Below are 26992 nucleotides of genomic sequence, written 5' to 3' on the forward strand. Positions count from 1 at the left end.
ATCTCCGTTCGGCTCCCGGCCGTTCTACCGGGTGCGGGGGCAGAACTCGGCGGCGAGCAGCGCCGGTTCGAGGCGGGGGTCTGCGATCGCGTCCGTGTTCAGCCGGAAGGTGAGGACACGGCGGCCGTCGGCGGTGGCTGCGCTGCGCACGTAGCTCCCGGATATCCGGCCGTTGTGCCCCCACACCGTGGTGCCGCACGGCAGCGTCACCGGAAACAGCCCCATGCCGTACGAGCCGTGTGCGGCACGGGTGTCGAGCATCTCGCGCAGCCAGTGCGAGGGCAGCAGCCGGCCGCCGAGCAGGGCCGCGTAGAAGCGGTCGAGGTCGGCCAGCGTGGTCACCAGCTCACCCGCCGCGCCGGCCACGCGCGGGTCGAGCTCGGTGACGTCGGAGCCGTCGACGGTGTAGGCGCGGCCGTGCGGTGCGGGCAGTGACCTGCGCGCCCCGGGAAAGGAGGTACCCGTCAGACCCAGCGGAGCGATGATGCGGCGCTCGGCCTCGGCGGCGTAGGAGTGACCGGTGACCTGGCGGACGACCAGGCCGAGCACGACGTAGTTGGTGTTGGAGTAGGCGTAGCGGCCCGGACGGGCAGGGGGGAGGGCGAGAGCGGTGCGTACCGCCTGAGGCGCAGTCAGGGGCACGGTGCCCCGGGTGGCTTCGGTGAAGTCGGCCAGTCCGCTGGTGTGGGTGAGCAGGGCCCGCAGGGTGATGCGGCGGCCGTCGGTGCCGTGCCCCCGGAGCAGTCCCGGCAGGTGCCGCTCCACGGCGTCGGACAGGGCGAGCCGGTGCTCCGCGGCCAGTTGGAGCACGACCGTCGCGATGAAGGTCTTGGTGACGCTGCCGGCCCGGAAGTGGTCGGCGCGGGCGATGCCGTGGCCGGCGGCCGCGTAGCGGAAGCGGCTGCCCGCACCCCCACCCGCGCGCCCGCTGCCGCCGGCAACCCCGTCGTGGCCCTCGTCGTCGCCCCCGTCCCCGTCGGCGCCGTCACCGCCGGCGTCGCCCTCGCCGTCCCGGGCCAGCAGGGCCGCGGCGGGTGCCCCGCCGTCGGTGACGAGCAGCGGCAGGACCGCGGCCGTGGCCGCGGCCGGGGAGGCGTCCTCGGACGCGGCCGGGGCCAGCAGCAGCGCCAGGAACACCGGTATGGACAGGACTGTCCGAAGCGTCGGCATCGCGGTTCCTCCCTTCTTGCGACCCATCATCCCGGTAAGCGGAACACCCGCTTCAGAGGGGCTTGTACGGTGTGGGGGCCGGGGCCCGGCCACGGGCACCCTGGGCGTCGGCCACTTGTCGGGTGAGAGACAATGGAGGCTCTGTCAGGGCGGGTTGTATGAGGGGACGCATGTCGGAGGCGGAGCGGGCGGGTTCATCCCGTCAGGAGACTCGTCAGGGCAAGAACGAGCGGCGTCTCCTCGCCGGGCGGTACCGGCTGGGAGACGTGCTGGGCCGGGGCGGCATGGGCACGGTCTGGCGTGCCGAGGACGAGACCCTGGGCCGGACGGTCGCCGTCAAGGAGCTGCGGTTCCCGTCGAACATCGACGAGGAGGAGAAGCGGCGCCTGATCACGCGCACCCTGCGCGAGGCCAAGGCGATCGCCCGGATCCGCAACAACAGCGCGGTGACGGTCTACGACGTGGTCGACGAGGACGACCGGCCCTGGATCGTCATGGAGTTGGTCGAGGGCAAGTCCCTCGCCGAGGTCATCCGCGAGGACGGCCTGCTGCAGCCGAAGCGCGCCGCCGAGGTGGGGCTCGCCGTCCTCGACGTGCTGCGCTCCGCGCACCGGGAGGGCATCCTGCACCGGGACGTGAAGCCCTCCAACGTGCTCATCGCCGAGGACGGCCGGGTCGTCCTCACCGACTTCGGCATCGCGCAGGTCGAGGGCGACCCCTCCATCACCTCCACCGGCATGCTCGTCGGCGCCCCCTCCTACATCTCCCCGGAGCGGGCCCGCGGCCACAAGCCGGGGCCGGCGGCCGACCTCTGGTCGCTCGGCGGGCTGCTGTACGCGGCGGTCGAGGGCGCGCCGCCCTACGACAAGGGCTCGGCGATCGCCACGCTCACCGCCGTGATGACGGAGCCCCTGGAGGAGCCCAAGCACGCGGGACCGCTGAGGGACGTCATCTACGGCCTGCTGACGAAGGACCCGGCCAAGCGGCTCGACGACGCGGGCGCCCGGGCCATGCTCAACGCGGTGATCCACTCGTCCGAGCCGGAGCCGCTGGACGCCACCCGGGTGGTTCCGCTGCCGATGCAGCCCGGTGGGCCGGAGGGCAAGCGGGGCGAGGAGGCGTCGGAGAAGCTGCGCGGCGCGCTGCGTTCGGTCCGCAAGGCGGCCGGGGCGGCCACCGGAGCGGCGGCGACGCGGACGAAGAGCGGCACCACACCGGCCGCACCGGGCACCGGGGGAGCGGCCGGCGCCGCGGGCGCGGGGGCCGCCGGGGCGCGGCCCGGTACCGCCGGCGGGCCGGGAGCCGGATCCGCCGCGCGGCCGCAGGGCCCCGCCGCGGGTGCCGCCGGCATGCCGAACTCCAGCGCGAACAAGCCGAGCTCGGGCTGGCCCGTGGTGCCGCCGCCGGACCTCGACCTGCCGCCGCGGCCGGTGCCGAAGGCGCCGCTGACCGACGTGGTGCCCAGGCGCACGCTGGTGGTCATCGCCGTGGTGGTCGTCCTCGCCGTGCTCGGGACCGTACTGGCCTTCGCCCTGAACGGCGACGACGACAAGGGCGGCAAGAACAGCGGGGCGGGGCCGGCGGCCAGCGCCAGTGCGTCCGCCAAGCGGGACGAGGACACGGGCGCCGGCGCGGACACCGGGAAGCGGACGGACGGCGCCACTCCGGCGTCCGCCGGCACCGGGTCGGCCACGGACTCCGGGGAGAGCGGGTCCGCCGACGGCACCGACGCCTCCGGCGCGGCCGACGCGTCCGGTTCCTCCGGCGCGAAGGACGGCGGCAGCGCCCCGGTGGTCACCACCCGCAAGGGCGGACAGGGCTACTCGATCGGGCTGCCGAAGGGGTGGACGTACCGGTCCACCGGCGCCGCGGGCGACCGGTACACCGGGCCCGGCGGGCAGAAGCTGCTCGTCGCCTGGACCGGCACGCCCAAGGACGACCCGGTGGCGGACTGGAAGAACCAGGAGCGCTACATGGTGCGTTCCCAGTACCGGAAGATCCGCATCGAGCAGGTGGACTACCGCGGCTGGAACACCGCCGACTGGGAGTTCACCTACGTCGAGGGCGGCACCCGGTACCGCACGATCGACCGCGGATTCGTGGTGAACGACCACCAGGGTTACGCGCTGATGTACACGGCGAAGGACGCCGACTGGCACGGTGCGCTACGCAAGGACACCTGGAAGACGCTGACGAAGTCCTTCGAACCCAAGTCGTAGGGCGATCGGGCCGGTTTGGTCGCGTGAGAATCCGTCATCCTCTCGGTGCGGGTTGCCTCCGGCACGTATCGTGAATGGTCGCGGACCGTACGCAGCCGCATGTGTGTGCGAAACGGGCCGTGAGGCGAACGGATGTGACCGACCGGGGGGCCGGGGGAGGCAACGTGGACGACTACGCGGGTCGGGTGCTCGCCGACCGCTACCGCCTGCCACTGCCTCCGTCCGACGCGTACGAACTCACCGAGACCCGGGCTTTCGACACCTACAGCGGACAGGAAGTCCTCATCCGGCAGGTCCCGTTGCCGGAGGTCGTCGAGGCGGAGGTGCTCGACGCGGAGGGACTGCCCGAGGGATTCACCGCCCGCGAGCGCGGATCCCGCCGGGTGCCGGAGGCCGGGACCGCCACCCGGCGGCCCGCCGATCCGGCGGTGCGGCGCGCCGTCGAGGCCGCGCAGGCCGCAGCCCGGATCCCCGACCACCCCCGTCTGGACCAGGTCTTCGACGTGTTCGCCGAGGGCGGGTCCCTGTGGATCGTCAGCGAGCTGGTGGCCGCGCGTCCGCTGGCCGCCCTGCTCACCGAGGACCCGCTGACGCCGTACCGGGCGGCCGAGGTCGCCTCCGACGTGCTCATGGCGCTCCGGGTGCTGCACGCGCACGGCTGGGTGCACCGCAACATCACCCTCCGCACGGTCCTGGTCTGCGACGACGGCCGCGTGCTGCTCACCGGCCTCGCGGCCGGGGCGGCGGAGGAGGCGCTCTGCGGCTACGACCCGGTGCCCGCCGTGGAAGGGGAGCCGCTCGGCGCGGGACCGGGCCTCGCCGTCGGGGCGGGCGGTCCCGGTGAGCCGGACGGCCCGGGTGAGCCGGGCGGCTTCGCTGAGAGCGGGGAGCACCGGGGCGGACGGGCCCTCGGCCGGGGCCCGGTCGCCGGGCGCCCGGAGGTGCCCCCCGGCCACGCCGGCCCTCCGCAGGAGGCCGGGGACGGGCCGTTCGCCGACGTCGACCCCGAGTCCGCGCGGCGGGCCGCCATCCAGGCGCGGGCGGCCGGCGGGATGCCGGTGCCCGGGGTGAACGGGCCGTCCGCCGCGGCCGGCCCGGCCGGGCAGCAGGCCCTGGAGAGCGGCACGGACGTCCGGGCCGCCCGGGCCGGGGCCATCGCGGCCTACCGCGCGGGCGCCCGCGCCGCCGCCCGGGTGCACGAGGTGCAGCAGAACGGGCGCGCCGCCCTGCCCGGCGCCCGCCCGTCCGCCGAGGACGACCCCCGAGCCGGCAGGGCCGACGGCGCGGCACCGTCGCCGTACGCCCCGGAACCGGGCTCCGTGGCGCCGCCCGGCCGGATAGCCGACCCCTACGGGGTGCGCGGCGCCCCCTGGCACGGCGCCGCGCCGCGCACCGGGCCCGGCGGCACGCCCCCGGCCCTGGGCGGCGGTGCCCAGCGGTCCGGCCCTCCCGCGGAGGGACCCCGTGCGGGACACGTGTCCGTGCCGGGGCAGGGGTACGGCCCCGGACAGGAGCCGGGCGGTGACCGCGGCGCCGGGCTCCGGCCCGCGCCGACCGCCCCCGGCCCGCGGAGCGCCGCCCCGGCGCACGCCGAGCGCGCGGCCGCCCCGGCACTGCCCCCCGCGCGGCAGGACGGCCGCTGGGACGACCAGCCCGCCGTGCGCCGAGGCCCCGGAACCGCGCTCGCCGCCGAGCGGGCTCGGCAGGTGCGGATGACCGTGGTCGGGCCGGTGACCGAGCGCTGGGCGCCGGAGCAGGCCGGGCCCGTGCACGAGAACTGGCAGCTGGCGGCGCCGATCGGCCCGGCCACCGACCTGTGGGCGCTGGGCGCCCTGCTCTTCCGGGCCGTACAGGGGCACGCGCCCTACCCGGAGGAGTCCACGGCCGAGCTGGTGCAGCTGGTGTGCGCCGAGCCGCCCGCCTTCGCCGAGGAGTGCGGGCCGCTGCGGCCGGTGGTGGAGTCGCTGCTGCGCCAGGACCCCACCGAACGGCCGGACGTGGAAGAGTTGAGCGGCTGGCTGCGTTCGCTGGTGCGGTCCGCGCCCGAGCCGGACGCCGGCACCCATGTCGTCCCCGTGCCGCCCGCCGATCCGAGACGGCTGCCGATCGTCCGGCGGCGCGGCGAGCTGGTGCGCCGGCGGCGCGCCGGGCTGCCCGCGACCCATCCGCACGGCCGGCACAAGCGGGCCCGGGAGGGCGCCCGTTCGCCGCGCAGCCTGGGCCGGACCCTGCTCCTGCTGATACTGCTCCTGCTGGCGGGTGCGGTGGCGTACGCGATGCTGTTCATGCCGAAGCAGGACGAGCAGCGGGACCGGGGCGGCGACCGTACCGGCACCGCCGCGCGGACGGACCCCGCGCCCTCGTCCACCCGGCAGCCGTCGGCCGGGCAGAGCGCGCCCGGCGGCGGCGCCACCGCGTCCGCGCCGGCGACCGAGACCCAGACCGGCGCCGATCCCGCCGTCGCCGACGGGTTCACCCTCCGCAAGGACCCGGACGGCTTCCAGGTCGCCGTCGCCGAGGGCTGGGACCGTACGCCGAAGAACGGCAGCGGCCAGGTGGTGTACGCGCACGGGAACTTCGAGCTGATCGTCGTACCGGGACGGGACGGCGCGTCCGCGTACGGCAGCGACCCGATGGTCTATCAGCGGGACAAGGAGCGCGAACTCCAGCCGTACCGGAACTCCAGCTGGGCCACGGCCACCGGCCTGCGGACCATAGAGGTGGGCGGACGGACCATGGCCGAGGGGCAGTTCACCTGGACCGACGCGCAGGGGCGGGACCTCTTCGTGCGGAACACGGCGCTGCTGCTCGACGGCCGCTACCACATCGTCCAGGTGCGCGGTCCGGAGACGCAGCGGGACGAGGTGACCCGGCTGTACGAGCAGGCTACCGCGACGTACCGCTACACCGGTTGAGCAGCGCGTACACCGGGGCGGGCGGTGCCCGCGCGGTTCCCTTTCTCGCGCGGAAATGACCATCGTCACAGTGCGGTTTCCTTGGCACCCCGCTTGTTCCCTGACGGCAGGCCGGTCCCTAGTCTGGCCCTGTCAAGAGCATTGCGGGGCAACGTGAATCAGATGCAGGGCCTGCTCATAGCGGGCCGCTACCGGCTTGCCGATTCCATCGGCAGCGGCGGCATGGGCCGGGTGTGGCGCGCCCACGACGAGGTGCTGCACCGGAAGGTCGCCGTCAAGGAGTTGACCGCCTCGCTCTACGTCTCCGACAGCGACCAGGCCATTCTGCTCGCCCGCACCCGGGCCGAGGCGCGGGCCGCCGCCCGCATCAACCACTCCGCCGTCGTCACCGTGCACGACGTGCTGGAGCACGACGGCCGGCCGTGGATCGTGATGGAGCTGGTCGAGGGCAACTCGCTGGCCGACGCGGTGAAGGAGCAGGGCCGGATCGAGCCGGCGGAGGCCGCGCGGATCGGTCTGTGGGTGCTGCGGGCGCTGCGCGCCGCGCACTTGGCCGGCGTGCTGCACCGGGACGTCAAACCGGGCAACGTGCTGCTGGCCCGGGACGGCCGGGTGCTGCTCACCGACTTCGGCATCGCCCAGATCGAGGGCGACACGACCATCACCCGCACCGGGGAGGTCGTCGGCTCGGTCGACTACCTGGCCCCCGAGCGGGTCCGCGGCCACGATCCGGGTCCGTCCTCCGACCTGTGGGGTCTGGGCGCCACGCTGTACACGGCCGTCGAGGGCCGTTCGCCGTTCCGGCGCACGTCCCCGCTGAGCACCATGCAGGCGGTCGTCGAGGAGGAGGCGGACGAGCCGCGCCACGCCGGCCCGCTCGGACCGGTCGTCGCCGCGCTGCTGCGCAAGGATCCGGCCCAGCGGCCGAGCGTGGAGGAGGCCGAGCACATGCTCGCCGAGGCGGCCGAGGGCCGCCGGCCGCGCACGGCACAAGCGTTCGTCCCGACCCAGAGCTCCGGCGTGCGCGCGGTTGAGAGCTCCGGCGTGCGCGCGGGCCGGGTGCCGGGCGCACCCGGGCACGACGACACGGCCCCGGGCACGGGTTACGGCCCTGCGCCCGCCGGTGCCGCCCACGGCTCCGCGTCCACCGTGCGCGGCCACGGCTCCGGTTCCGCCACGCCGGTGCACGGAACCGGATCCGCCGTACCGGTTCACGGTCCCGGATCCGCGCCCTCCGGCCCCGGCTCCGGACCGGCCGCCTCCGGTCACGGTTCCCCCGGTTACCCCACCGGACCCACGGCGGGCCGTTCCGGCACCGGACCCACGGCGGTGGCGTCGGCCGCCGGCGCCTTCGCGGCCGGTGGGCCGGCACCCGCCCGTCCCCGGCGCCGGCTGCGCACCCTCGCGCTGGTCGTCGCCGTGGCGGCGCTGCTCGGCGGGGCCGGGGCGGTGGGGATCCAGCAACTGGGCGGCCAGGACGGCGGATCGGGCGGCGGTACGAGCACGGCCCCGACGCCCACCGGCACCGGCACCGGCACCGGCACGGACGGCGCCGAGGGCACGATCCCGGCCGGGTGGAAGACGTACCGCGACCCGCTGGGCTTCAGCCTCTCCCTGCCCGAGGGCTGGAAACGCACGGTCTACAGCGACCAGGACGGCCTCCGGCAGATCGACTACTCGCCCGACGGCGGCAGACACTTCGTCCGCATCGCCATCGACGGCTCACCCGACTTCGCCGACCCCCTCTCCCACCAGGAGGACCTGGAACAGCAGCTCCAGCGGCTGGTCGACTACCGGCGCGTCACGATGAAGGAGAACATCTACCGCGACCGCAAGGGCGCGCGGTGGGAGTACACCTGGACCGCGCTGAAGAAGGACCCGCCCTACGTGCCCGGGCCGCGCCGCGCGGTCGAGGAGACGTACTTCTCGCGCCAGGGCACCGAGTACGTCATCTACATGTCCTCGCCGGCCGAGGACTGGCCGACGACCAGCAAGCGGTTCACCTGGGTGCTGCGCAGCTGGCGGCAGCCGGACGGGGGCTGACCCCCGGCCCGGACAGGTGCCCGCGACGGCTCGGACATGTGCCCGCGACGGCTCGGACGGGTGTTCGCGACGGCCCGGACGGGTGCCCGCGACGGCCCGGGCGGCGGCCGAGGTCGGCCGAAAATGGCAGGCTGCGCGGTGTGTCTTGGCCGGGCAGCGCCCCGGAGGCGGGGCACCCCGTGCGGCATGATGGGGCTCATGGGGACCGAGGGAGCCGAATTCCGGCTGATCGCGGGCCGTTACCGCCTGGAGGAACGCATCGGGCGCGGCGGCATGGGCGTCGTGTGGCGGGCGAGCGACCAGGTGCTGGGCCGCCGGGTGGCGGTCAAGGAACTGCTGCCGGACGACTCGCTCCCGGACGACGACGCGCGCCGCCGCCGGGACCGCACGTTCCGCGAGGCCCGCGCGGTCTGCCAGTTGCGGCATCCGCACATCATCGTCGTGCACGACGTGGTGGAGCAGGACGAGCGGCCGTATCTCATCATGGAGCTGATCGACGGCGGCTCGCTCGCGGAACGGATCGACCGGCAGGGCCCGGTCGACTCCGTCGAGGCCGCCCGCATGGGCATCGCCCTGCTGAGCGCGGTGCGCACCGCGCACGAGGCCGGGGTGCTGCACCGGGACATCAAGCCCGCGAACGTCCTGATCGAGGAGGGCACCGAGCGGGTCGTCCTCACCGACTTCGGCATCGCGCAGGTCGAGGGTGCCACCACGCTCACCGAGACCGGCTCCTTCGTCGGCTCGCCCGAGTACACCGCGCCGGAGCGGATGTCCGGGCTGCGCACCGGGCCGGAGTCGGACCTGTGGTCGCTGGGCGCGCTGCTGTGCACGGCGCTCAGCGGCGAGTCGCCGTTCCGGCGCGACTCGCTCGGCGGCATCCTGCACGCCGTCGTCGCCGACGAGATCCGTCCGCCGGCCCAGGCCGATCCGCTGCTGCCCGTCGTACGGGGCCTGCTGGAGCGCGATCCGGACCGGCGGCTGGGCGCGGCGGAGGCCGAGCGGATGCTGCGCACGTACCTGGAGACCGGCCGGACGCCGGACACGCCGGACGGCCACGGTGCACCGGGATCGCACGTCGGCGGGCTCATCCACCGGATCGGCGGCAGCCGCGCCCCCAAGGCCCCGACGCCCTACTCGCCGACCGAACTCGACCTGCCCTACGGCCCTCCGCCGCCCGTCCCGGCCCCCCGGGCACCGGCCGGACCGGCCCCGTTCCGTTCCTCCCCGCGCGGACTGCTCGTGGCGGCCCTGCTCGTCGCCGCGCTGGCCGGAGCCGGTGTGTCGGCGGCGGCGCTGCTGCTGCACCGGGACGGGGACGGGGGCGGCGGACGGCCGGGCAGTACGGCGACGTCGCCGGCGACCCGGACCGGCACGGGCGGCACGGTCCCGTCGCCCACCCCGACCGGCACCCGGCCGGCACCGGCACCGACGTCCACCGCCGCCGCCCCGCCCGCCGCTCCCTCCGGTTACCGCACGGCCAGGGACCCGGCCGGCTTCTCCCTCGCCGTACCGGAGAACTTCACCCGCAGCCCGCAGGGCCAGCGCGTCTTCTACCTCTCGCCGGGACAGACCTTCCGCCTCGGCATCAGGGTCGGCGAGCCGGAGGAGGGCGGACCCGAGGGCGTGATGAACCGCGCGGCCGCCGCCGGGCCGTCCACCAACCCCGGTTACCGTGACGGCCGCGTCGCCCCGACCACGCACGACGGACACCCGGCCGCGCTCTGGGAGTTCACCTGGGACGGCTACAGCCCGGCGGAAGGCCCCCGCCACACCTTCGACCTGAGCTGGGAGGAGAACGGGCTGCTGTACGACGTGTGGGTGTCGGCGCCGGTCGGGAAGGTGCGGGAGGCGCGGGAGTACTTCGACGTGGCGATCGACACGTTCCTGGTCACGGGTGTGTGACCGGTTCGCTCCCCCTGTGGCTGTGGGCGCCGGGGGCACGATAGACAGGGACGCATGAGCAGTGACGGGGGAGTCGGCCGCACGGTCGACGACACGACGAGTTTTGTTCTGCAACCGCCCAGGCCGCGCTCCGGTCCGCAGCCGGCGCCGGCCGGGGCGGCCGCCGCCGTCCCGGGCACCGGCGACCCGGCCGCCGCCGTCCCGGGCACCGGCGACCCGGCCGCCGCCGTCCCGGGCACCGGCCGGCTCGTCGCGGGCCGGTACCGGCTGCTGGGCAAGCTGGGCCACGGCGGCATGGGCACCGTGTGGCGGGCCAAGGACGAGATGATGGACCGTGAGGTCGCCGTCAAGGAGCCCCGCCTGCCGGAGCACCTTCCCGAGCGGGAACAGGCCAACGCCTTCGAGCGGATGCGCCGCGAGGCCCGCGCGGCGGCCCGACTCGACCACCCCGCGGTGGTGCACGTGTACGACGTCGCGGTGGTCGACGGCCGGCCGTGGATCGTGATGGAGCTGGTGCACGGCCCTACCCTCGGCGGTGTGCTGCGGGACGGCACGCTGGACGCGCGGGAGGCGGCCCGGATCGGCTTGGCCGTGCTCGGCGCGCTGGAGGCGGCGCACGCGGCGGGCGTCCTGCACCGGGACGTCAAGCCCGACAACATCCTGCTGGGCCGGCACGACCGGGTGGTGCTCACGGACTTCGGTATCGCGCACATCGAGGGCGACCCGCGGCTGACGGACACCGGCGGATTCGTGGGCTCGCCTGAGTTCATCGCGCCGGAGCGGGTGCTCGGGCAGCGGCCGGGCCCGGCGAGCGACCTGTGGTCGTTGGGTGTGGTGCTGTACACGGCCACGGAGGGCGTGTCGCCGTTCCGCCGCAGCAACACGCCGGCCACCCTCCAGTCCGTCCTCAACACCACCCCGGCCGCGCCCGCGTCGGTCTCCGGCCCGCTGGCCGAGGTCGTCAACGGGCTGCTCCAGAAGGACCCCGCGCACCGCCCGCCGGCGGACCGGGTCCGCGCCCTGCTGGCGGAGGCGGCCAGACCCCCGGCGCCCCCGGCGCCCCCCGCCCCCACGGCCGCGGCCGCCACCGCGTCGGGCTCCCGGCCCCGCCGCAGGGGCCGTGCGGTGCGGCTCGGCGCCGGCGCCGCGGTGGTCGCGGCGGCCGTCACCGCCGGCGTCGTCCTCGCCGATCCCTTCGCGGACCCGCCGCGCGGCGACTGGGCGGCGAAGCCGGAGAGCGGGCTCGGCGCCACGCTCACCGTCCCCGCGGGCTACCAGGTGACCCGGCCCGACGAGGACGACAGCGACAAGAACTGGGTGACGTACGCGGACGCGAGCGGCGGCATCTGGATCCGGCTGCACCTGGACCGCAAGGCGGAGGACTCCCTGGGCCGGATCAAGTCCAGCGCGCGGGCCCAGATGTACGACGACAACGAGAAGTTCAAGAGCCAGGGCGACTACGGCCTCGGCATGGCCAAGGCCGTGAAGACGGTCCCGGACGCGGAGGCCACCTACCACGGCCGGCAGGCGGCCGGGAACACGGTCACCCACCCCGGCGACGACGAGGTCGAACGGCCCCGCGAACTGCGCGTCTTCTACTACCGCAGCACCGCCGGCGACATGTACCAACTGGCCGTCGGCTACCCGGCCGAGGGCGACTTCACCGCCCGCGGCCGGGAGGTGGCCGAACGGGCGATCGCCGACCTGGAGATCACGAAGCCCTGAGAGCGCGGTAGCGGCCCGGCGTGATCCCGAACTCCCGGCTGAAGGCGTGCGAGAGGGCGTACGGGCTGCCGTACCCCGTCTCCCGCGCCACCGCCGCGAGCGGCGCGTCCGTCTCGCGCAGCCGGGTCGCCGCCAGGGTCAGCCGCCACCAGGTCAGGTACGCCATGGGGGGCCGGCCGACCAGCGTGGTGAAGCGGCGGGCCAGGGTGGCCCGGGAGACGCCCGCCTCGGCCGCCAACCGGCCGGCGGTCCACGGGGCCGCCGGATCGGTGTGCAGGGCGCGCAGGGCGGCCGTCGTCACCGGGTCGTTCAGCACCGCCGGCCAGGCGCCCGTCGCCGCCTCGGCCATCCACGCCCGGACCAGGTAGACCAGCAGCAGGTCCAGCAGGCTCGGCAGGGCGAGGCAGCCGCCCGGCCGGCGCCCGGCCAGCTCGCGCGCCAACAGGTCGACCGCCGCCCGCAGTTCCGGGTGACCGCCGACCCGGTGCGGCAGGTGCACGACCTGCGGCAGCTCCGCCATCAGCGGATGCGTACGGCTGCGGTCGAGCCGGTACTTGCCGCACAGCAGCTCCACCTCGGGGCCGGACCCCGGACCCCGTACGTCCGTGCTCCGCGCCTCCTCGAAGGGCACCGCCCGCCGCACCTCGGCCGGCTCCGCGGCCGCGTGCGCCAGTACGTGCCCGGCGCCGTGCGGCAGCAGCACCACGTCACCCGGACCCAGCGCCACGGACGCCCCGCCCCCGTCCGGCACGAGCAGGCAGGAGCCGCTCAGTACGACGTGGAAGCCCGCGCCCTCGTACGGCGACAGCCGGGCGGACCAGGCGCCGGCCACCCGCAGCCGGTGGGAGGAGGGGCTGCCGACCCGGACCGCGGCGATCGCATCGCTGACCACATCCATGAGACGACAGCGTATGCGCATGCGCCGTTCACGCATTGGGACGCTCACCACGGGCTCCTAGTGTCATCGGTATGACCGATGACCGAGTACAACGCTTCTCGATCGGCGACGTCGAGGTGCTCCGCATCGTCGAGTGGCAGGGGCCGTACGTGCCCGCCGCCGACCTGGTGCCCGGGTGCGGGCCCGAGGTGTGGGACGCCCACGCGGCGGAGCTCGTCCCCGACCACCGGGAGGCCGGCGGCGACCGGGCCGTGGTGGCGCTGCAGACCTGGGTGCTGCGGAGCGGCGGACGGACCGTGCTGGTCGACACCGGTGTCGGCGACGACCGGGAACGCCTCGGCGATCCGTTCTTCCACCGGCGGCAGGGCGACTTCCCGGGCCGCCTGGAGCGGGCGGGCGTCCGCCCGGAGGACGTCGACGTCGTGATCAACACCCACCTCCACGCCGACCACGTCGGCTGGAACACCCGGGACGCCGGCGGCGAGTGGGTTCCGGCCTTCCCCGGCGCGCGCTATCTCCTCCCGGCCGCCGACGACCACCACTTCGGCCCGGCGGGCGGCTACGGGGGTGGCGCCCGCCCGGTGGACCGGCTGGTCTACGAGGACAGCGTGGCGCCCGTGCACCGGGCCGGTCAGGCGGTGACGTGGGAGGACACCCACCGGATCGACGAGCACCTGGTGCTGGAGGCCGCCCCCGGGCACACCCCGGGCTCCGCGGTGCTGCGCGTGGAGTCCCGCGGTGAACGCGCGGTGTTCGTCGGCGACCTGCTGCACAGCCCGGTCCAGATCCTCCGGCCCGAGTGCAGCAGCTGCTTCTGCCTCGACCCGGCACAGGCGGCCCGCACCCGACGGCGGGTGCTGGAACGGGCGGCGCAGGAGCGCGCGTTGGTGGTGCCGGCCCACTTCGGCGGTGCCGGGGCGGTGGAGGTGCGCGGGGCGCCGAACGGTTTCAGCCTGCACCGGTGGGCGGGGTGACGTTCCCCGCCCGCCCGCTTCGACAACGGCCTGGTGCACACGGTACTCATGAGGCATGACCGAAGACGGCGAACACCCGCCCGACGCACGTCTGATCGGCGGTCGTTACCGGCTGACCGGACGCCTGGGCTCCGGACCGGCCGGGACCGTGTGGCGTGCCCGGGACGAACAGGAGGGAGGGCTGGTCGCCGTCAAGGAGCCGCTGCTGCCCGGCGATCCGGCCACCGACGAGGAGAGCCGGCGCATCGCGCGCCGGCTGCACCACGAGGCCCGGGCCGCCACCCTGGTGCGGCACCCCTCGGCCGTCACCGTGCACGACGTCGTCACCGAGGCCGACGTCCCCTGGATCGTCATGGAACTGGTGGCGGGCGAGTCGCTGCGCGAGGTGCTGCGGCGCGGGCCGCTGCCGCCCGCCGAGGCCGCGCGCATCGGGCTCGCCGTGCTGGGCGCGCTGCGCGCCGCGCACGCCGTCGGCATCGTGCACCGGGACGTCAAACCGGCCAACGTGCTGCTGGAGTCCGGCACCGGGCGGGTCGTCGTCACCGACTTCGGCATCGGCGACGGGCACGCCAGGGACGCGCCCGCCGGTTTCGTCGCGCCCGAGCGGGCGGCGGGGCCCGGGGCCGGCCCCGCCTCCGACCTGTGGTCCCTGGGCGCCCTGCTGCGCACCGCGCTGGGGGACGCGGACGCCGGCCCGGCGAGCCCGTCGGGCCGGCTGAGCATGCCGGATCCGCCGGACCCGCTGGGGTCGCTGCTGGAGCGGCTGCGCGCCGACGAGCCGGCGGCCCGGCCCGACGCGGACGAGGTCACCGCCGTACTCCGCGACTTCCTCGGGCTCACGGCCGTACCGGGGGCGGCGGGGGCGGGGGAGCCGACGGGATCAGCCGTGCCGACAGGGCCGACAGGGCCGACAGGGCTGACAGGGCCGACAGGGGCGGGGGAGCCGACGGAGCACACGGGGCGTGCGAGACAGACGGGACCGGAGTCACCGACGTCACCGGAGCCGTCGGAATCGCTGGAGCCGTCGGAGCCGTCGGAGCCGTCGGGGTCGTCCGAGCCGTCGGAGTCCGGCGCCGCGCCCGTGCCCCGGCCCGCCCCCGACGCCCGTCGGCGCTCCCCGCTCGGCGCCCTCGGGCTGCTGCTCGCGAGAAAACCCGGGATCGACTGACCGCGGCCCGGCAACGCCCTGATCAGCGCATTCTCTGCCAGTGATCACTGGCAGCGTGTGAGCGCTCCGTGAATCCGCGTTACCGACGGGTACACAAAGCCCCCGCTCCGGCATACCCTGCGCCTCATGACGGACACGCAGGCCCCGGACATCGCCGGTACCAACCCGCTCGCGCCCGCCCCCGAAGGCGTCCGCACCGCCGCCGACGTGGTCACCCCGGAGTTGGTGGCCCAGCTCACCAAGGGCGTCGTCGGTTCCGGACGTACCGCCAACCACACCCCCTTCACCGGCGAGAAACTGGCCGACCTGCCCGAGTCCACCCCGGAGGACGTGCACCGGGCCTTCGAGGCGGCCCGCGCCGCACAGGCGGTGTGGGCGAAGACCCCGGTCCGGCAGCGGGCCGCCGTCCTGCTCCGCTTCCACGACCTGCTGCTGGAGCGGCAGGCCGAGATCCTCGACCTGATCCAGCTGGAGACCGGCAAGGCCCGTCTGCACGCGCACGAGGAGGTGCAGGCCGTCGCCGTCGCCGCCCGGCACTACGGCCGCCGCGCCTCCGCGTACCTGCGGCCCAAGCGGCACGCCGGTGCCGTGCCGGCCCTCACCAGGACGCTCGAACTCCGCCACCCGCGCGGGGTCGTGGGCCAGATCGCCCCCTGGAACTACCCGCTGGAGCTGTCGGTCGGCGACGCCCTGCCCGCCTTCGTCGCCGGCAACGCGGTGGTGATGAAGCCCGACACGGAGACCTGCCTGACCGCGCTCTGGGCGCGTGACCTCCTCGTCGAGGCCGGCCTGCCCGACGGCGTCTTCCAGGTCGTCCTCGGCGAGGGACCGGTCGTCGGCCCCGAGCTGGTCAAGCACGCCGACTACGTCTCCTTCACCGGCTCCACCCGCACCGGCCGCGAGGTCGCCGTCGGCGCCGCCTCCCGCCTGGTGGGCGTCTCCCTCGAACTCGGCGGCAAGAACGCCATGCTGGTGCTGGACGACGCCGACATCGAGAAGGCCGCCGCCGGAGCGGTACGCGCCTGCTTCTCCTCGGCCGGCCAACTGTGCATCTCCATCGAGCGCCTGTACGTCCACGAGTCCGTGGCCGACGCCTTCCTGGAGCGCTTCGCCGCCCGTACCCGGGCCATGCGGCTCGGCAACTCCCTCGCCTACGGCGCCGACATGGGCTCACTGGTCGGCGAACGCCAGCTGACGACCGTCGAACGGCACGTGCGCGATGCCGTCGACAAGGGCGCGAAGGTGATCGCGGGCGGGGTGGCCCGCCCCGACATCGGCCCCTACTTCTTCGAACCCACCATCCTGGACGGCGTCGAGACCCCCATGGCCGTCTGCGAGGAGGAGACCTTCGGCCCGGTCGTCTCGGTCTACCGCTTCCGCACCGACGACGAGGCGGTGGACCGCACCAACGGCACGCCGTACGGACTGAACGCCTCGGTCTGGACGACGAACACCCGCCGCGGCCTGGAGATCGCCGCCCGCCTGCGCACCGGCACGGTCAACGTCAACGAGGGCTACGCACCGGCCTACGGCAGCGTCCAGTCCCCGATGGGCGGCATGAAGGACTCCGGCCTCGGCCGCCGCCACGGATCCGAGGGCATCCTCAAGTACACCGAGGCCCAGACGGTGTCCCAGCAGCGCCTGCTGCCGATGGCACCCTCGCTGGGCATGACGGACGAGAAGTACGCCGCGTTCATGAGCACGAGCCTGCGCCTGATGAAGGCCTTCCGGTTCCGCTAGGCCCCCCGGAAACCACTGGAAACCCTGGTAACCCCCGTTCTCGACGAGGAGAGCACGTGTCGCAGGAGAAGTCTGTCCAGACCCGGGACGAGGACGGGTACGACTACGACGTCATCGTCGTCGGTTCGGGTTTCGGTGGCTCGGTGTCGGCCCTCCGCCTGACCGAGAAGGGGTACCGGGTCGGTGTCCTGGAGGCCGGCCGCCGCTTCACCCGCGCCACCCTCCCGAAGAACTCCTGGGACCTGAAGAACTACCTCTGGGCGCCCAGGCTCGGCATGTTCGGCATCCAGCGCATCCACCTGCTGGGCAACGTCATGGTGCTGGCCGGCGCGGGCGTCGGCGGCGGCTCGCTCAACTACGCCAACACCCTCTACGTTCCGCCGAAGGCGTTCTTCGACGACCCCCAGTGGCGGCACATCACCGACTGGCAGGAGGAGCTGAAGCCGTACTACGACCAGGCCCGGCGCATGCTCGGCGTACGGCTCAACCCCACCATGACCCCGTCCGACGTCCATCTGAAGGCGGCGGCCCAGCGGATGGGCGTCGGGGACACCTTCCACCTCGCCCCGGTGGGCGTCTTCTTCGGCGACGGCCAGGACGCCGACGGCAAGGCGAAGGCCCGGCCCGGCGAGCAGGTGGCCGACCCCTACTTCGGCGGCGCCGGCCCGGCGCGCACCGCCTGCACCGAGTGCGGCGAGTGCATGACCGGCTGCCGGCACGGCGCGAAGAACACCCTCAACGAGAACTACCTGTACCTGGCCGAGAAGGCGGGCGCGGTGGTCCACCCGATGACCACGGTCGTGTCCGTCACGGACGACTCCCGCGGCGGCTACGCGCTCGCCACCCTGCCGACGGACCGGAAGAAGAAGGGCGAGGGCCGGACCTTCACCGCCCGCAGGGTCGTCCTCGCCGCCGGCACCTACGGCACCCAGACGCTGCTGCACCGGATGAAGGCGGGCCGCCAGTTGCCGTACCTGTCCGCCCGGCTCGGCGACCTCACCCGCACCAACTCCGAGGCGCTGGTCGGCGCGCAGACCGACAACCGCCGCTACCGCAGGGCGACCGGCGCGCCGAAGGCCGACTTCACCAGGGGCGTCGCCATCACCTCCTCGATCCACCCGGACGAGAACACCCACATCGAGTCCGTCCGCTACGGCAAGGGCTCCAACTCGATGGGCGGCCTGTCGATCCTCCAGGTGCCGTACGCGGAGGGCTCCTCCCGCGTGCTCGCCTGGCTGGCGAACGCGGCCCGGCACCCGCTGCTGGTCGCCCGCTCGCTGTCCAACCGGCGCTGGTCGGAGCGGACCATCATCGGTCTGGTCATGCAGTCCCTGGACAACTCCCTGACCACGTATCTCAAGCCCGGCGGCGTCGGCAAGGGCCTGCTCACCGCCCGGCAGGGGCACGGCTCGCCGAACCCCAAGCAGATCAGGGCCGCGACCGAGGCCGCCTCCGCGCTCGCCGCCGAGATCAACGGCTTCGCCGGCAGCAACGTCGGGGAGCTGATGGGCACCCCGCTCACCGCGCACTTCCTCGGCGGCTGCCCAATCGGCGACTCCCCGGAGACGGGGGTGATCGACCCGTACCACCGGCTCCACGGGCATCCCGGCATCTCGGTCGTGGACGGCGCCGCGGTCTCGGCGAACCTGGGCGTGAACCCGTCGCTGACCATCACCGCCCAGGCCGAGCGGGCGATGTCGTTCTGGCCGAACAAGGGCGAGGAGGATCCGCGGCCGGCGCCGGGTGCGGCGTACGAGCGGCTGAAGCCGGTGGAGCCGCAGGCTCCGGTGGTCCCGGCGGAGGCGTTCGGCGCCCTGCGGCTGCCGTTCCTGGGCATGCCGGCGGTACCACCGAAGAAGTGACCGCGCCCTACGGCCGCGACGTCCCCGCGGCCGGGGTCGTGGGAGCGCTCGGACGGCGGCCGTGACGGAACAAGAGGGACCTGCATCCCCCTCCGAAGGCAGGTCCCTCTCGTCGCTTCTTGATCCGGCAGGTTTGATCAGCGAAAAGCGAGAAGGGTTGCTCCGGATGTCCGGGGTTTAAGTGTGATCTGAGTCACATTGCCGGGTGTGCGGCCGGGCACGCCGAAGGGCCCCGCGGGACGGAGAGGCCGCGAGGCCCTTCGATCGGCCGGCACCGGCGTCAGGGCAGCGCCGGTGCCCGGAAGCGGCGCCGGGGGGTTGCGCCGCCTGTTGATGTGCCCTGTGACCTGTGTGCAGTTTTCCGCCGGCCGGCCCCGGGCGTCCCCGGAGCCGGCCGTTCTCTTGGGTGACCGGGCTGCTGTCCCCTGCCGTCCGGTCACTTACCTGGAGCGAGGTCCCACGGCGTACGGCACGACCCGTACGCCTCATCGCTCCAGCGAGCCACGCGTGGTTCTCTCGGGCCCGCCCCTGGCTGGCACGGACACCCCCCTCAACGAAGCGGTGCGCGGGCCGGTCACGCGCCGTACGGGTGAGAGCGGGACCGAACTCAGATGCGACCCCGGCACAGCTCCAGCAGGGTCATGGCGAGGCCGGTGCCCGGCTTGCCGAGGGCATCGCGGTAGCGGGCGAGGATCTCCATCTCGCGGGAAAGGTGCACCCGCCGTCCGCCGGAGGCGATCCGGGTCTGCTGGATGACGGCGGAGACGGCCATCCGTTCCTGGATGAGGCCGATGATCCGGTCGTCGAGCGTGTCGATGCGCTCCCGGGCGTCGGCGATGGCCGCTTCCGGTGCGGTCGGTGTGCTCGGTGTGCTCGGTGTGCTCAGTGCGGTCGCTGCGATGGGTGCGATGGGTGCGGTCGGTGCTTCCGGTGCGGTCGGCGCGATGGCCGGTGCGGTGGTGGTCATGTCGGGCTCCTCGGCGGAAGAGCGCTCCGGTCACGGCACGACCCGGGAAAACGACAGGCGCCCCGGGCCTTGTCGGCCCGGGGCGCCTGGGAAGTCGCTTGGCGGTTTGCTCAAGCACGACCATGGCAGCCGGCGGGCCGGATGCCATAGGTAAAGAAGCGGGTCGTCTGCGTGAGCATGCGGTCAGTATGCCATGGCGTATTCCCGGCCGACCGGCCGACCGGGAAGCCCCGCGCGCCCACCCGGCTAGAATCGGAAACACAGACCCCCGCCCCACCGCCGGAAGGCAAGGCACCCCGTGTCATCAGCGACTCCCGCTGCCGCCACCCCCGACACCGTCCTGGTCGTCGACTTCGGCGCGCAGTACGCCCAGCTCATCGCCCGTCGCGTCCGCGAGGCGCGGGTCTACAGCGAGATCGTGCCGAGCACCATGCCGGTCCAGGAGATCCTCGCCAAGAAGCCCGCGGCGATCATCCTCTCCGGAGGCCCCTCGTCCGTGTACGAGGAGGGCGCACCCACCCTCGACCGCGCGATCTTCGAGAGCGGCGTTCCCGTCTTCGGTATGTGCTACGGCTTCCAGCTGATGGCGCAGGCCCTCGGCGGCACCGTCGACAACACCGGGGCGCGCGAGTACGGCCGTACCGACCTGCACGTCTCCCGGAACTCCTCCACCCTCTTCGAGGGCACCCCGGACGAGCAGCATGTGTGGATGTCGCACGGTGACGCCTGCTCCGCCGCCCCCGACGGCTTCACGGTCACCGCGTCCACGGACGTCGTCCCGGTCGCCGCCTTCGAGAACGACGACAAGAAGCTCTACGGCGTCCAGTACCACCCCGAGGTCATGCACTCCACGCACGGCCAGCAGGTGCTGGAGCACTTCCTGTACCGCGGTGCCGGTCTGGAGCCGAACTGGACCACCGGCAACGTGATCGACGAGCAGGTCGAGGCCATCCGCCGGCTGGTCGGCGACAAGCGCGCGATCTGCGGCCTGTCCGGCGGTGTGGACTCCGCCGTGGCCGCCGCCCTCGTCCAGAAGGCCATCGGCTCCCAGCTGACCTGCGTCTACGTCGACCACGGCCTGATGCGCAAGGGCGAGACCGAGCAGGTCGAGAAGGACTTCGTCGCGGCCACCGGCGTCCAGCTGAAGGTCGTCGACGCCGAGGAGCGCTTCCTCACCGCCCTCAAGGGGGTCTCCGACCCCGAGGAGAAGCGCAAGATCATCGGCCGTGAGTTCATCCGCGTCTTCGAGCAGGCGCAGGCCGAGATCATCGCCGACGAGGGCCCGGCCGTGGAGTTCCTGGTCCAGGGCACCCTCTACCCGGACGTGGTCGAGTCCGGTGGCGGCACCGGCACCGCGAACATCAAGTCGCACCACAACGTCGGCGGCCTGCCCGAGGACCTCGAGTTCAAGCTGATCGAGCCGCTGCGCAAGCTGTTCAAGGACGAGGTCCGCATGGTCGGCCAGGAGCTGGGCCTGCCGGAGGAGATCGTCCAGCGCCAGCCCTTCCCCGGCCCCGGCCTCGGCATCCGCATCGTCGGCGAGGTCACCAAGGAGCGGCTCGACCTGCTGCGCGAGGCCGACGCCATCGCCCGCGAGGAGCTGACCGCGGCCGGCCTGGACCGCGACATCTGGCAGTGCCCGGTGGTCCTGCTCGCCGACGTCCGCAGCGTGGGCGTCCAGGGCGACGGCCGCACCTACGGCCACCCGATCGTCCTGCGCCCGGTCTCCTCCGAGGACGCCATGACCGCCGACTGGTCCCGGCTGCCGTACGACGTCCTCGCCCGCATCTCGACCCGCATCACCAACGAGGTCCGTGACGTCAACCGCGTCGTCCTCGACGTGACCTCGAAGCCCCCGGGCACCATCGAGTGGGAGTAGTCCCCGCTAGGTCCGCTTGAGAGTGCGCACCGGCTCTCCGGGCTTCCAGACCTGGGTGACCAGATACGTGTCGTCCTCGACGTAGGTCCGTACGACCTCCGTCAGCTCGGTGCGGAAGAGGTGGAACGGCTGCGGCGGTTCCACCTCTTTCACGTACGCGGCCTTGGCGTCCCCGTCCCCGACCTCGATGGCCCGCCCGCCGATCCGCACGTCCCCGGCGCCCATGTCGGCAGCCGGATGGGCCTGGAGGGCGAAGCGGGGGTCGCGCAGCAGGTCGAGCGCCTTGCGGGAACCCCGCATCATGCCGAGCCACAGCTCGCCGCCGAGGAAACGGACCTCCAGGCCGCTGGTGCGGGGAGAGCCGTCCGCCCGCAGGGTCGCCAGGACGTGGTGCCGGTGGGCGCCGAAGCGCTCCTCGGCGAAGGCTGCGAGTCCGGGTGCGTCCGAGGTGAAGAATGCCCAGTTCATGCGCGCAGTCTCGCCGCTCAACCCGACAACCTCTGTCGGGTATTCACCGCGAACGTCATCTTTACGGAACGGCTCTGCCCTTTCGCGCCGGCCGGCGGTAACTTCCGGCTCGTACAGCAATCCCCACGCTGGAGGATCTATGCACGGGCCCACCCCGCCCCTGCCGCTGCCCACCGACCAGCTGCGGTTCGCCATGCCGCCGATGCACGAGTCGGTCGAGGACGAGCGCCGGCACCGCAAGGAGCGGCTCGCCGGTGCTCTGCGGATCTTCGGGCGAGCCGGGTTCGAGGACGGGGTCTCCGGGCACATCACCGCCCGCGACCCGGAGTTCAGCGACTGCTTCTGGGTCAACCCGTTCGGCATGCCCTTCAAGCACGTCACCGTCGGCGATCTCGTCCTCGCCAACAAGGACGGCCAGGTCGTCGAGGGCCGCTACCACGTCAACCAGGCCGCGTTCACCGTGCACGTCCAGGTGCACGCCGCCCGGCCCGACGTCGTCGCCGTCGCCCACTGCCACTCCGTGCACGGCCGCGCCCTCGCCGCCCTCGGCGACCTCATCGACCCCATCACCCAGGAGAGCTGCGCCTTCTACGAGGACCTCGCCCTGTACGACGCCTACACCGGCGTCACCGTCGACGCCGACGAGGGACGCCGGATCGCGAGGGCGCTGGGCTCCCGCAAGGCCCTCGTCCTGCGCAACCACGGGCTGCTCACCGTCGGCGACTCGGTGGACGCGGCGGCCTGGTGGTTCCTCTCCCTGGAACGCTCCTGCCAGGTGCAGCTGCTCGCCAAGGCGGCGGGCCGCCCGGTGCTCATCGACCACAAGCTTGCCGTCGCCACCCGCGAACAGCTCGGTGGCGACCTGGTGGCCTGGATCAACTACCAGCCCCTGTGGCAGGACATCAGCCGCAGCGAACCGGACCTGCTCAGCGGAACTCCCGCGGCCGGCCTGCCCGGCCGGAACCCTTGAGGCCGGGGTGTCCCTCCGGATCGCGCTGCCGCCGAAGGCCAGGTCCCGTCCCACCGGACGTCCTCGGCCGAACGGACGCCCCACCAGGCCGGTCAACACGGCGTTCCCGGATTCACCCGCGAGGGTCGGGTCCGGTCGCCCCGAGGGGCTTGAGGTAGGGCACAATGCGCTTTCATCGCAGGGGAGTTGCCGGGCCGTCCCGCACGCCGCGGATACCGCGGCCGGGCCGGCGGGCCGTGGGGAAGGCGGGCGTCGGGCGTGGCGGTGCAGGAGGCGAGAGGCGACACGGGTGCCCGGGGCGTCCACGAAGGCGGCTGCACCTGCGGGGACTGTCCGCACGGAGCCCGGGAGGGACACCGGCGGGCCGTCGCCGCGTTCCTGCGCCGGCGCGACGAGTTCGCCGCCGGCGTGGGGCTGCCGACGGCCGTGGCGCACTCGGCCTCGGCGTCCCGCCAGTGGGTCTCCGAACAGCTGACCCAGCGGGCCGAGGCCGTGGCCGAACAGGGCCGGGCCGAGGGCACGGTGTGGCTCGCCCGGCTCTGGCTGCGGACCGTGTACACGGTAGGGGGCGCGATCGTCGTACTGCTGCTCGGCGAGGCGCTCACCGCGATCGGCGCGGGCTGGACCGGCGCCCGCACCGCGGCCCTGCTCGCCGCGCTCGTCGTCGCCGGCGCGCTGACCGCCGCCAGTGTCCTGCACCGGGCGCGCGGCGGAGCGCTCGCCCCGTTGATCGGCGAGGACAACCGCATCTCCACCTCCCGTACCGTCGCCGCCTGCTGGGTGCTGTTCGTCGGCTATGCCGTCCTGCTGCTGGCCGCCCGCCTGGCCGCCGCCTCCGGCCACGCCGACCGCGACGCGCTGATCGCCGGCCTGGGCCTGGCGCGCGGCGCGGGCGTGGTGACCGTCCTCGCCGTGGTGTGCGGCATCGCCGTCCTGGTCCGCAGGGTGGTGGGGGTGCGCGTCCTCGCCCAGCGGCTGCAGAAGGTGCCGGCCCACCGCCCGCGCGCCGCCGACCTGCTCACCGACGACTCCGGGCGGGGCGCCTTCACCGACATCCAGTACGTCGCCGTCAACGCCGTCGCCCTGCTGTTCGCCGCCGTCCGGCTGGCCCGCCGCCCCGACCGGCTGCCCGACCTGCCCTGGGGCCTGGGCGTCATCGTGCTGATCTCGGCCGCGACCTATCTGGCCGGCAAGTACGCCGAGGGCGGCCGGCCGGTGATCCTCTCGGTGGTCCGCGCCCGCGAGCCCGGCGACCTCGACGGCCCGATCCGCACCGGCGACGACATCGAGATCCGCGGCAGCGGCTTCGTCCCGCCCGGTGCCCACACCGCCGACCGCCTCTCCCGCATGGTCGTCCGCATCGGCACGGTCGACGTCCACGTCCCCCTGGTCCCCGTCACCGGCGGTTTCCGCAACCCCACCGACAACGCCCTCACCGTCCCCGTGCCGGTCGAGGTGGAGCCGGGCTCGGTGGAGGTGCAGGTGGTGACGGCGGCCGGGGTGGCCACCAACCGGTGCGTCGTCACGGTGACGGAGTGAACGACCGGCGACACGACGCGACAACGTCCGGCCGATGACCGAGAAGGCGCCGCGGGCGGCACCGACGCACCCCGTGCGGCGGATCCCGGCCCGGTTCCGGCCGGTGCCGCCGCTTGTACGGGGACCCGAAATGCGGAACATGTTCCGGAAGAGGATTGAACGGCCCCCCTTTGTCATACGTATCGTCCGGTGAGGAGTGGCACGGCGGGCGAGAGGCGGCTGGCAGCGATGACTCACGACATGCGGACGGACACCCGCACCACCGGGCTGGACAGCCCCCGCACCTGGCGGGACACCGCCGGCCACTACGCCCTGCTGCCGCTGCGCGTCTTCCTCGGTGTGACCTTCGCCTACGCCGGCTTGGACAAGCTCACCGACGGCGCCTTCATGCAGTCCGCCGGTGCCGGTTCGATCGGCGACACCATGCGGGCGGCCCGCGGCTCCGCCGCCGTCCCGGCCCTGATCGACCTGGCCCTGGAGAACCCGGTCGGCTTCGGCTACGCCATCGCCCTCGGTGAACTGGCCGTCGGCGTCGCCACCCTGCTCGGTCTGCTCGGCCGGACGGCCGCCCTCGGCGGCGCGCTGATCTCGCTCAGCCTCTGGCTGACGATGAGCTGGGCGACCACCCCGTACTACTACGGCAACGACCTCGCCTATCTGATGGCCTGGCTCCCCCTGGTCCTCGCCGGCACCCCCTACCTCTCCCTGGACGCCGCCTGGCGGGCCCGGCGGTGGCCCGGCGGCTACCGCTGACCGCTCTCGGCGCCACGCCGTCTGCGTATCCCCCGGGTCAGCAGGGCCGTGGCACCGGCCAGGCAGAGCCCGCCCACGACGAGCGGGGGGACCAGGAACCACGGGGTCTCCCACAGACCGCCCGCGTCCCCCGCGTAGAGCGCGCCGGTGACGGTGAGGAAGAGCCCGGCGACCAGCTTCCCCGGCTGGAACTCATGACGCAGCACGGCTGACCTCCACCTGTCCCACTCCGACGCCGAGCGTGAGGTCCAGCGTGCCGGACTTCCCGGCACCCTCGGCCGGGGCCAGCGTCACGTCCTGATGCCTGCCGGGCTGCACGTCCACGTCCTTCCCGTCGTCCCCGGGCAGACGGATATCGCCCACCCCCACATCGATGCGCAACCGCACGGTCGCGTCCGCCGGCAGGACCACCTTCAACCGCCCCGCACCGACCCGGGCGTCCGTGGCGACCGTCTGGCCCCCGGCGGGATGCACCCGGGTGAGATCCAGGGTGCCCCGCCCGGTGCCGAGGTCGTACGCGGAACGCACCTGCGCCGTCGCGGCGGGCTTCCAGGACACATCGCGCCAGTGGGTGGTGATGTCCCGGGGCAGGGCCGCCGCGCCCGCCAGGAGGGCCGCCGTGACCAGCGCCAGGAACACCGTCCCGGCCCCGGTCCGGCCGAGGAAGGCGCTGAGCGTGATGCCCAGCCCGAGCACCACCAGCGCGCACGCCAGGCCGGTCTGGAGGGCGGTGCCCAGCGGGTGGGTGTGCCAGCCGAGCCCGGTGCCCAGGCCGCCCGCCAGCAGGGCCAGCAGGAACACCCAGCCGCCGATCCAGCGTGGGCCGCGCGGTCTCGGGGGCACGGGGTGCGGCGGGGGTATGGAGCCCTGGTGCGGCCAGGGGTGGGTGATCCTGACGTCCACGACCGAGGTGAGGTCCCGCTCGCGGGCGTCGCCGGGCCCCCAGAGATAGCCGGTGCCGCCGACATGGGTGCCGTCCTTGACGATCGGGTCCCGCCACCAGGAGGGGTAGGTGGTGACGACCGGCGGCGCCTGGGCCTCCGGCGGGGCGTCGGCGGCGGCCTGCGCGGTCAGCGGGTCGGCGTCCGGGGCGCCACGGTGCCGTGACCAGTACCCGGCGCCCGCGAGCAGCAGCGAGAGCACGGTGGCGAACGCCAGCACCCCGCCGTTCCTCAGCATCGTCAGGAAGATCCCGCAGCCGACCAGCGCGAACAGCACGGCGGCCAGCGCATGGCCGTCGACCCGGCCCGTGAACAGCTTGCGGACCTCGTTCTCCTCCTCGTCCTCGTACGGCACCAGGAGCCAGGCGAAGCCGTAGAAGATGAGGCCCAGCCCGCCGGTCGCGGACAGCACGGCCAGCGTGATCCGGAAGATCACCGGGTCCATGTCGGTCTGCCGGCCGAGCCCCGCGCACACGCCCGCGATCATCTTGTGCCGGCGGTCGCGCCGGAACGGGCCGGGGGCTTCCTGGTCCTCCCGCCGCTCCGGCTCGTCCGCGGGGGACCGGGTGCCGGCCCGGGAGTGGGCGTGTGTGCCGGTGTGGGTGTGTGTGCCGGTGTGGGCGTGCGTCGAGGTGTGCGAAGCGGCGTGGGCATGGGCGTGGGCGTGGAAGCGGGTGTGGCCGGCGCCGGTGCCGGCGGCGTCCGTCCCCTCCGTCGCGGCGGGCGCGGCATCCGTCGGCCCGGTGCCCGGGGCCGGGCGCGGGCCGGGGCCGGGTCCCGGACCCGTCGCGGCGTGCTCGTGATCCGTCATGCGTCCATGGTGACGTCCCGGCCGCCGCCGTGGCAGTCGGGACGACCC

19 protein-coding genes are annotated in these 26992 nt (G+C 74.2%); 13 read left to right on the plus strand and 6 right to left on the minus strand.

Annotated features, from left to right (window positions below; all coding sequences use genetic code 11):
* Window positions 1-24 precede the first annotated feature (24 nt).
* Window positions 25-1170 carry a serine hydrolase domain-containing protein gene (locus ABZ576_RS18425; protein ID WP_360741341.1) on the minus strand — a complete coding sequence of 382 codons (1146 nt, stop codon included), beginning with the start codon at window positions 1168-1170 and terminating at the stop codon, window positions 25-27.
* 170 nt (window positions 1171-1340) lie between these two features.
* On the opposite strand from ABZ576_RS18425, the gene ABZ576_RS18430 reads away from it, so the two are divergent.
* From ABZ576_RS18430 to ABZ576_RS18450, 5 genes are all read left to right on the plus strand, one after another.
* Window positions 1341-3389, plus strand: a complete 2049-nt coding sequence (locus ABZ576_RS18430; protein ID WP_360741343.1) for a serine/threonine-protein kinase — start codon at window positions 1341-1343, stop codon at window positions 3387-3389.
* A 164-nt stretch (window positions 3390-3553) separates the two neighbouring features.
* Complete coding sequence (locus ABZ576_RS18435; RefSeq protein WP_360741345.1) at window positions 3554-6304, plus strand: protein kinase; 2751 nt, start codon at window positions 3554-3556, stop codon at window positions 6302-6304.
* A 162-nt stretch (window positions 6305-6466) separates the two neighbouring features.
* On the plus strand, window positions 6467-8347 hold the full coding sequence (locus ABZ576_RS18440) for a protein kinase (protein ID WP_360741347.1): 1881 nt from the start codon (window positions 6467-6469) through the stop codon (window positions 8345-8347).
* Window positions 8348-8545: 198 nt separating this feature from the next.
* The gene (locus ABZ576_RS18445) at window positions 8546-10249 is read left to right on the plus strand and encodes a serine/threonine-protein kinase (protein ID WP_360741349.1); all 1704 of its coding nucleotides are present in this window, start codon (window positions 8546-8548) and stop codon (window positions 10247-10249) included.
* Between the two features lie 54 nt (window positions 10250-10303).
* Complete coding sequence (locus ABZ576_RS18450; RefSeq protein WP_360741351.1) at window positions 10304-11974, plus strand: serine/threonine-protein kinase; 1671 nt, start codon at window positions 10304-10306, stop codon at window positions 11972-11974.
* On the opposite strand, the gene ABZ576_RS18455 is transcribed toward ABZ576_RS18450, so the two are convergent.
* Entirely contained in the window at window positions 11961-12872 is a 912-nt protein-coding gene (locus ABZ576_RS18455; protein WP_360741353.1) for an AraC family transcriptional regulator, read from the minus strand. The two genes, ABZ576_RS18450 and ABZ576_RS18455, sit on opposite strands and share 14 nt — an antisense overlap.
* Before the next feature lie 71 nt (window positions 12873-12943).
* Between ABZ576_RS18455 and ABZ576_RS18460 the strand changes: the two genes are divergently transcribed.
* The 4 genes from ABZ576_RS18460 (at window position 12944) to ABZ576_RS18475 (ending at window position 18616) form a co-directional block, all read left to right on the plus strand.
* Entirely contained in the window at window positions 12944-13846 is a 903-nt protein-coding gene (locus ABZ576_RS18460; protein ID WP_360741355.1) for an MBL fold metallo-hydrolase, read from the plus strand.
* 55 nt (window positions 13847-13901) lie between these two features.
* Window positions 13902-15014 carry a protein kinase gene (locus ABZ576_RS18465; RefSeq protein ID WP_360741357.1) on the plus strand — a complete coding sequence of 371 codons (1113 nt, stop codon included), beginning with the start codon at window positions 13902-13904 and terminating at the stop codon, window positions 15012-15014.
* A 126-nt stretch (window positions 15015-15140) separates the two neighbouring features.
* Window positions 15141-16754, plus strand: a complete 1614-nt coding sequence (locus ABZ576_RS18470) for a succinic semialdehyde dehydrogenase (protein WP_360741359.1) — start codon at window positions 15141-15143, stop codon at window positions 16752-16754.
* 56 nt (window positions 16755-16810) lie between these two features.
* Window positions 16811-18616: a GMC family oxidoreductase gene (locus tag ABZ576_RS18475; protein ID WP_360741360.1), complete on the plus strand. Its 1806-nt coding sequence runs from the start codon at window positions 16811-16813 to the stop codon at window positions 18614-18616.
* Window positions 18617-19223: 607 nt separating this feature from the next.
* On the opposite strand, the gene ABZ576_RS18480 is transcribed toward ABZ576_RS18475, so the two are convergent.
* Complete coding sequence (locus ABZ576_RS18480; protein ID WP_360741362.1) at window positions 19224-19583, minus strand: chorismate mutase; 360 nt, start codon at window positions 19581-19583, stop codon at window positions 19224-19226.
* Between the two features lie 298 nt (window positions 19584-19881).
* Here ABZ576_RS18480 and guaA point away from each other — a divergent pair, with 298 nt between their 5' ends.
* Complete coding sequence (guaA, locus tag ABZ576_RS18485) at window positions 19882-21462, plus strand: glutamine-hydrolyzing GMP synthase (protein ID WP_360741364.1); 1581 nt, start codon at window positions 19882-19884, stop codon at window positions 21460-21462.
* Between the two features lie 6 nt (window positions 21463-21468).
* Here guaA and ABZ576_RS18490 read toward each other — a convergent pair whose 3' ends face one another.
* Window positions 21469-21930 (minus strand): pyridoxamine 5'-phosphate oxidase family protein, encoded by a 462-nt coding sequence (locus tag ABZ576_RS18490; protein WP_360741365.1) that lies wholly within the window; start codon window positions 21928-21930, stop codon window positions 21469-21471.
* Window positions 21931-22069: 139 nt separating this feature from the next.
* Between ABZ576_RS18490 and ABZ576_RS18495 the strand changes: the two genes are divergently transcribed.
* The 3 genes from ABZ576_RS18495 to ABZ576_RS18505 all read left to right on the plus strand — a co-directional run bounded on the left by ABZ576_RS18495 (window position 22070) and on the right by ABZ576_RS18505 (window position 25192).
* Complete coding sequence (locus ABZ576_RS18495; protein ID WP_360741367.1) at window positions 22070-22900, plus strand: class II aldolase/adducin family protein; 831 nt, start codon at window positions 22070-22072, stop codon at window positions 22898-22900.
* 258 nt (window positions 22901-23158) lie between these two features.
* Window positions 23159-24439 carry a hypothetical protein gene (locus ABZ576_RS18500; RefSeq protein WP_360741369.1) on the plus strand — a complete coding sequence of 427 codons (1281 nt, stop codon included), beginning with the start codon at window positions 23159-23161 and terminating at the stop codon, window positions 24437-24439.
* 228 nt (window positions 24440-24667) lie between these two features.
* Window positions 24668-25192 carry a DoxX family protein gene (locus tag ABZ576_RS18505; RefSeq protein WP_360741371.1) on the plus strand — a complete coding sequence of 175 codons (525 nt, stop codon included), beginning with the start codon at window positions 24668-24670 and terminating at the stop codon, window positions 25190-25192.
* On the opposite strand, the gene ABZ576_RS18510 is transcribed toward ABZ576_RS18505, so the two are convergent.
* Both ABZ576_RS18510 and ABZ576_RS18515 read right to left on the minus strand, forming a co-directional pair.
* The gene (locus ABZ576_RS18510) at window positions 25183-25398 is read right to left on the minus strand and encodes a hypothetical protein (RefSeq protein WP_360741373.1); all 216 of its coding nucleotides are present in this window, start codon (window positions 25396-25398) and stop codon (window positions 25183-25185) included. The genes ABZ576_RS18505 and ABZ576_RS18510 overlap by 10 nt on opposite strands.
* Entirely contained in the window at window positions 25385-26944 is a 1560-nt protein-coding gene (locus ABZ576_RS18515) for a PspC domain-containing protein (RefSeq protein ID WP_360741375.1), read from the minus strand. Before ABZ576_RS18515 ends, ABZ576_RS18510 begins: the two co-directional genes overlap by 14 nt.
* Window positions 26945-26992: the final 48 nt, after the last annotated feature.

The organism is Streptomyces sp. NPDC013455 (genome assembly GCF_040632975.1).
Lineage (GTDB): Bacteria > Actinomycetota > Actinomycetes > Streptomycetales > Streptomycetaceae > Streptomyces.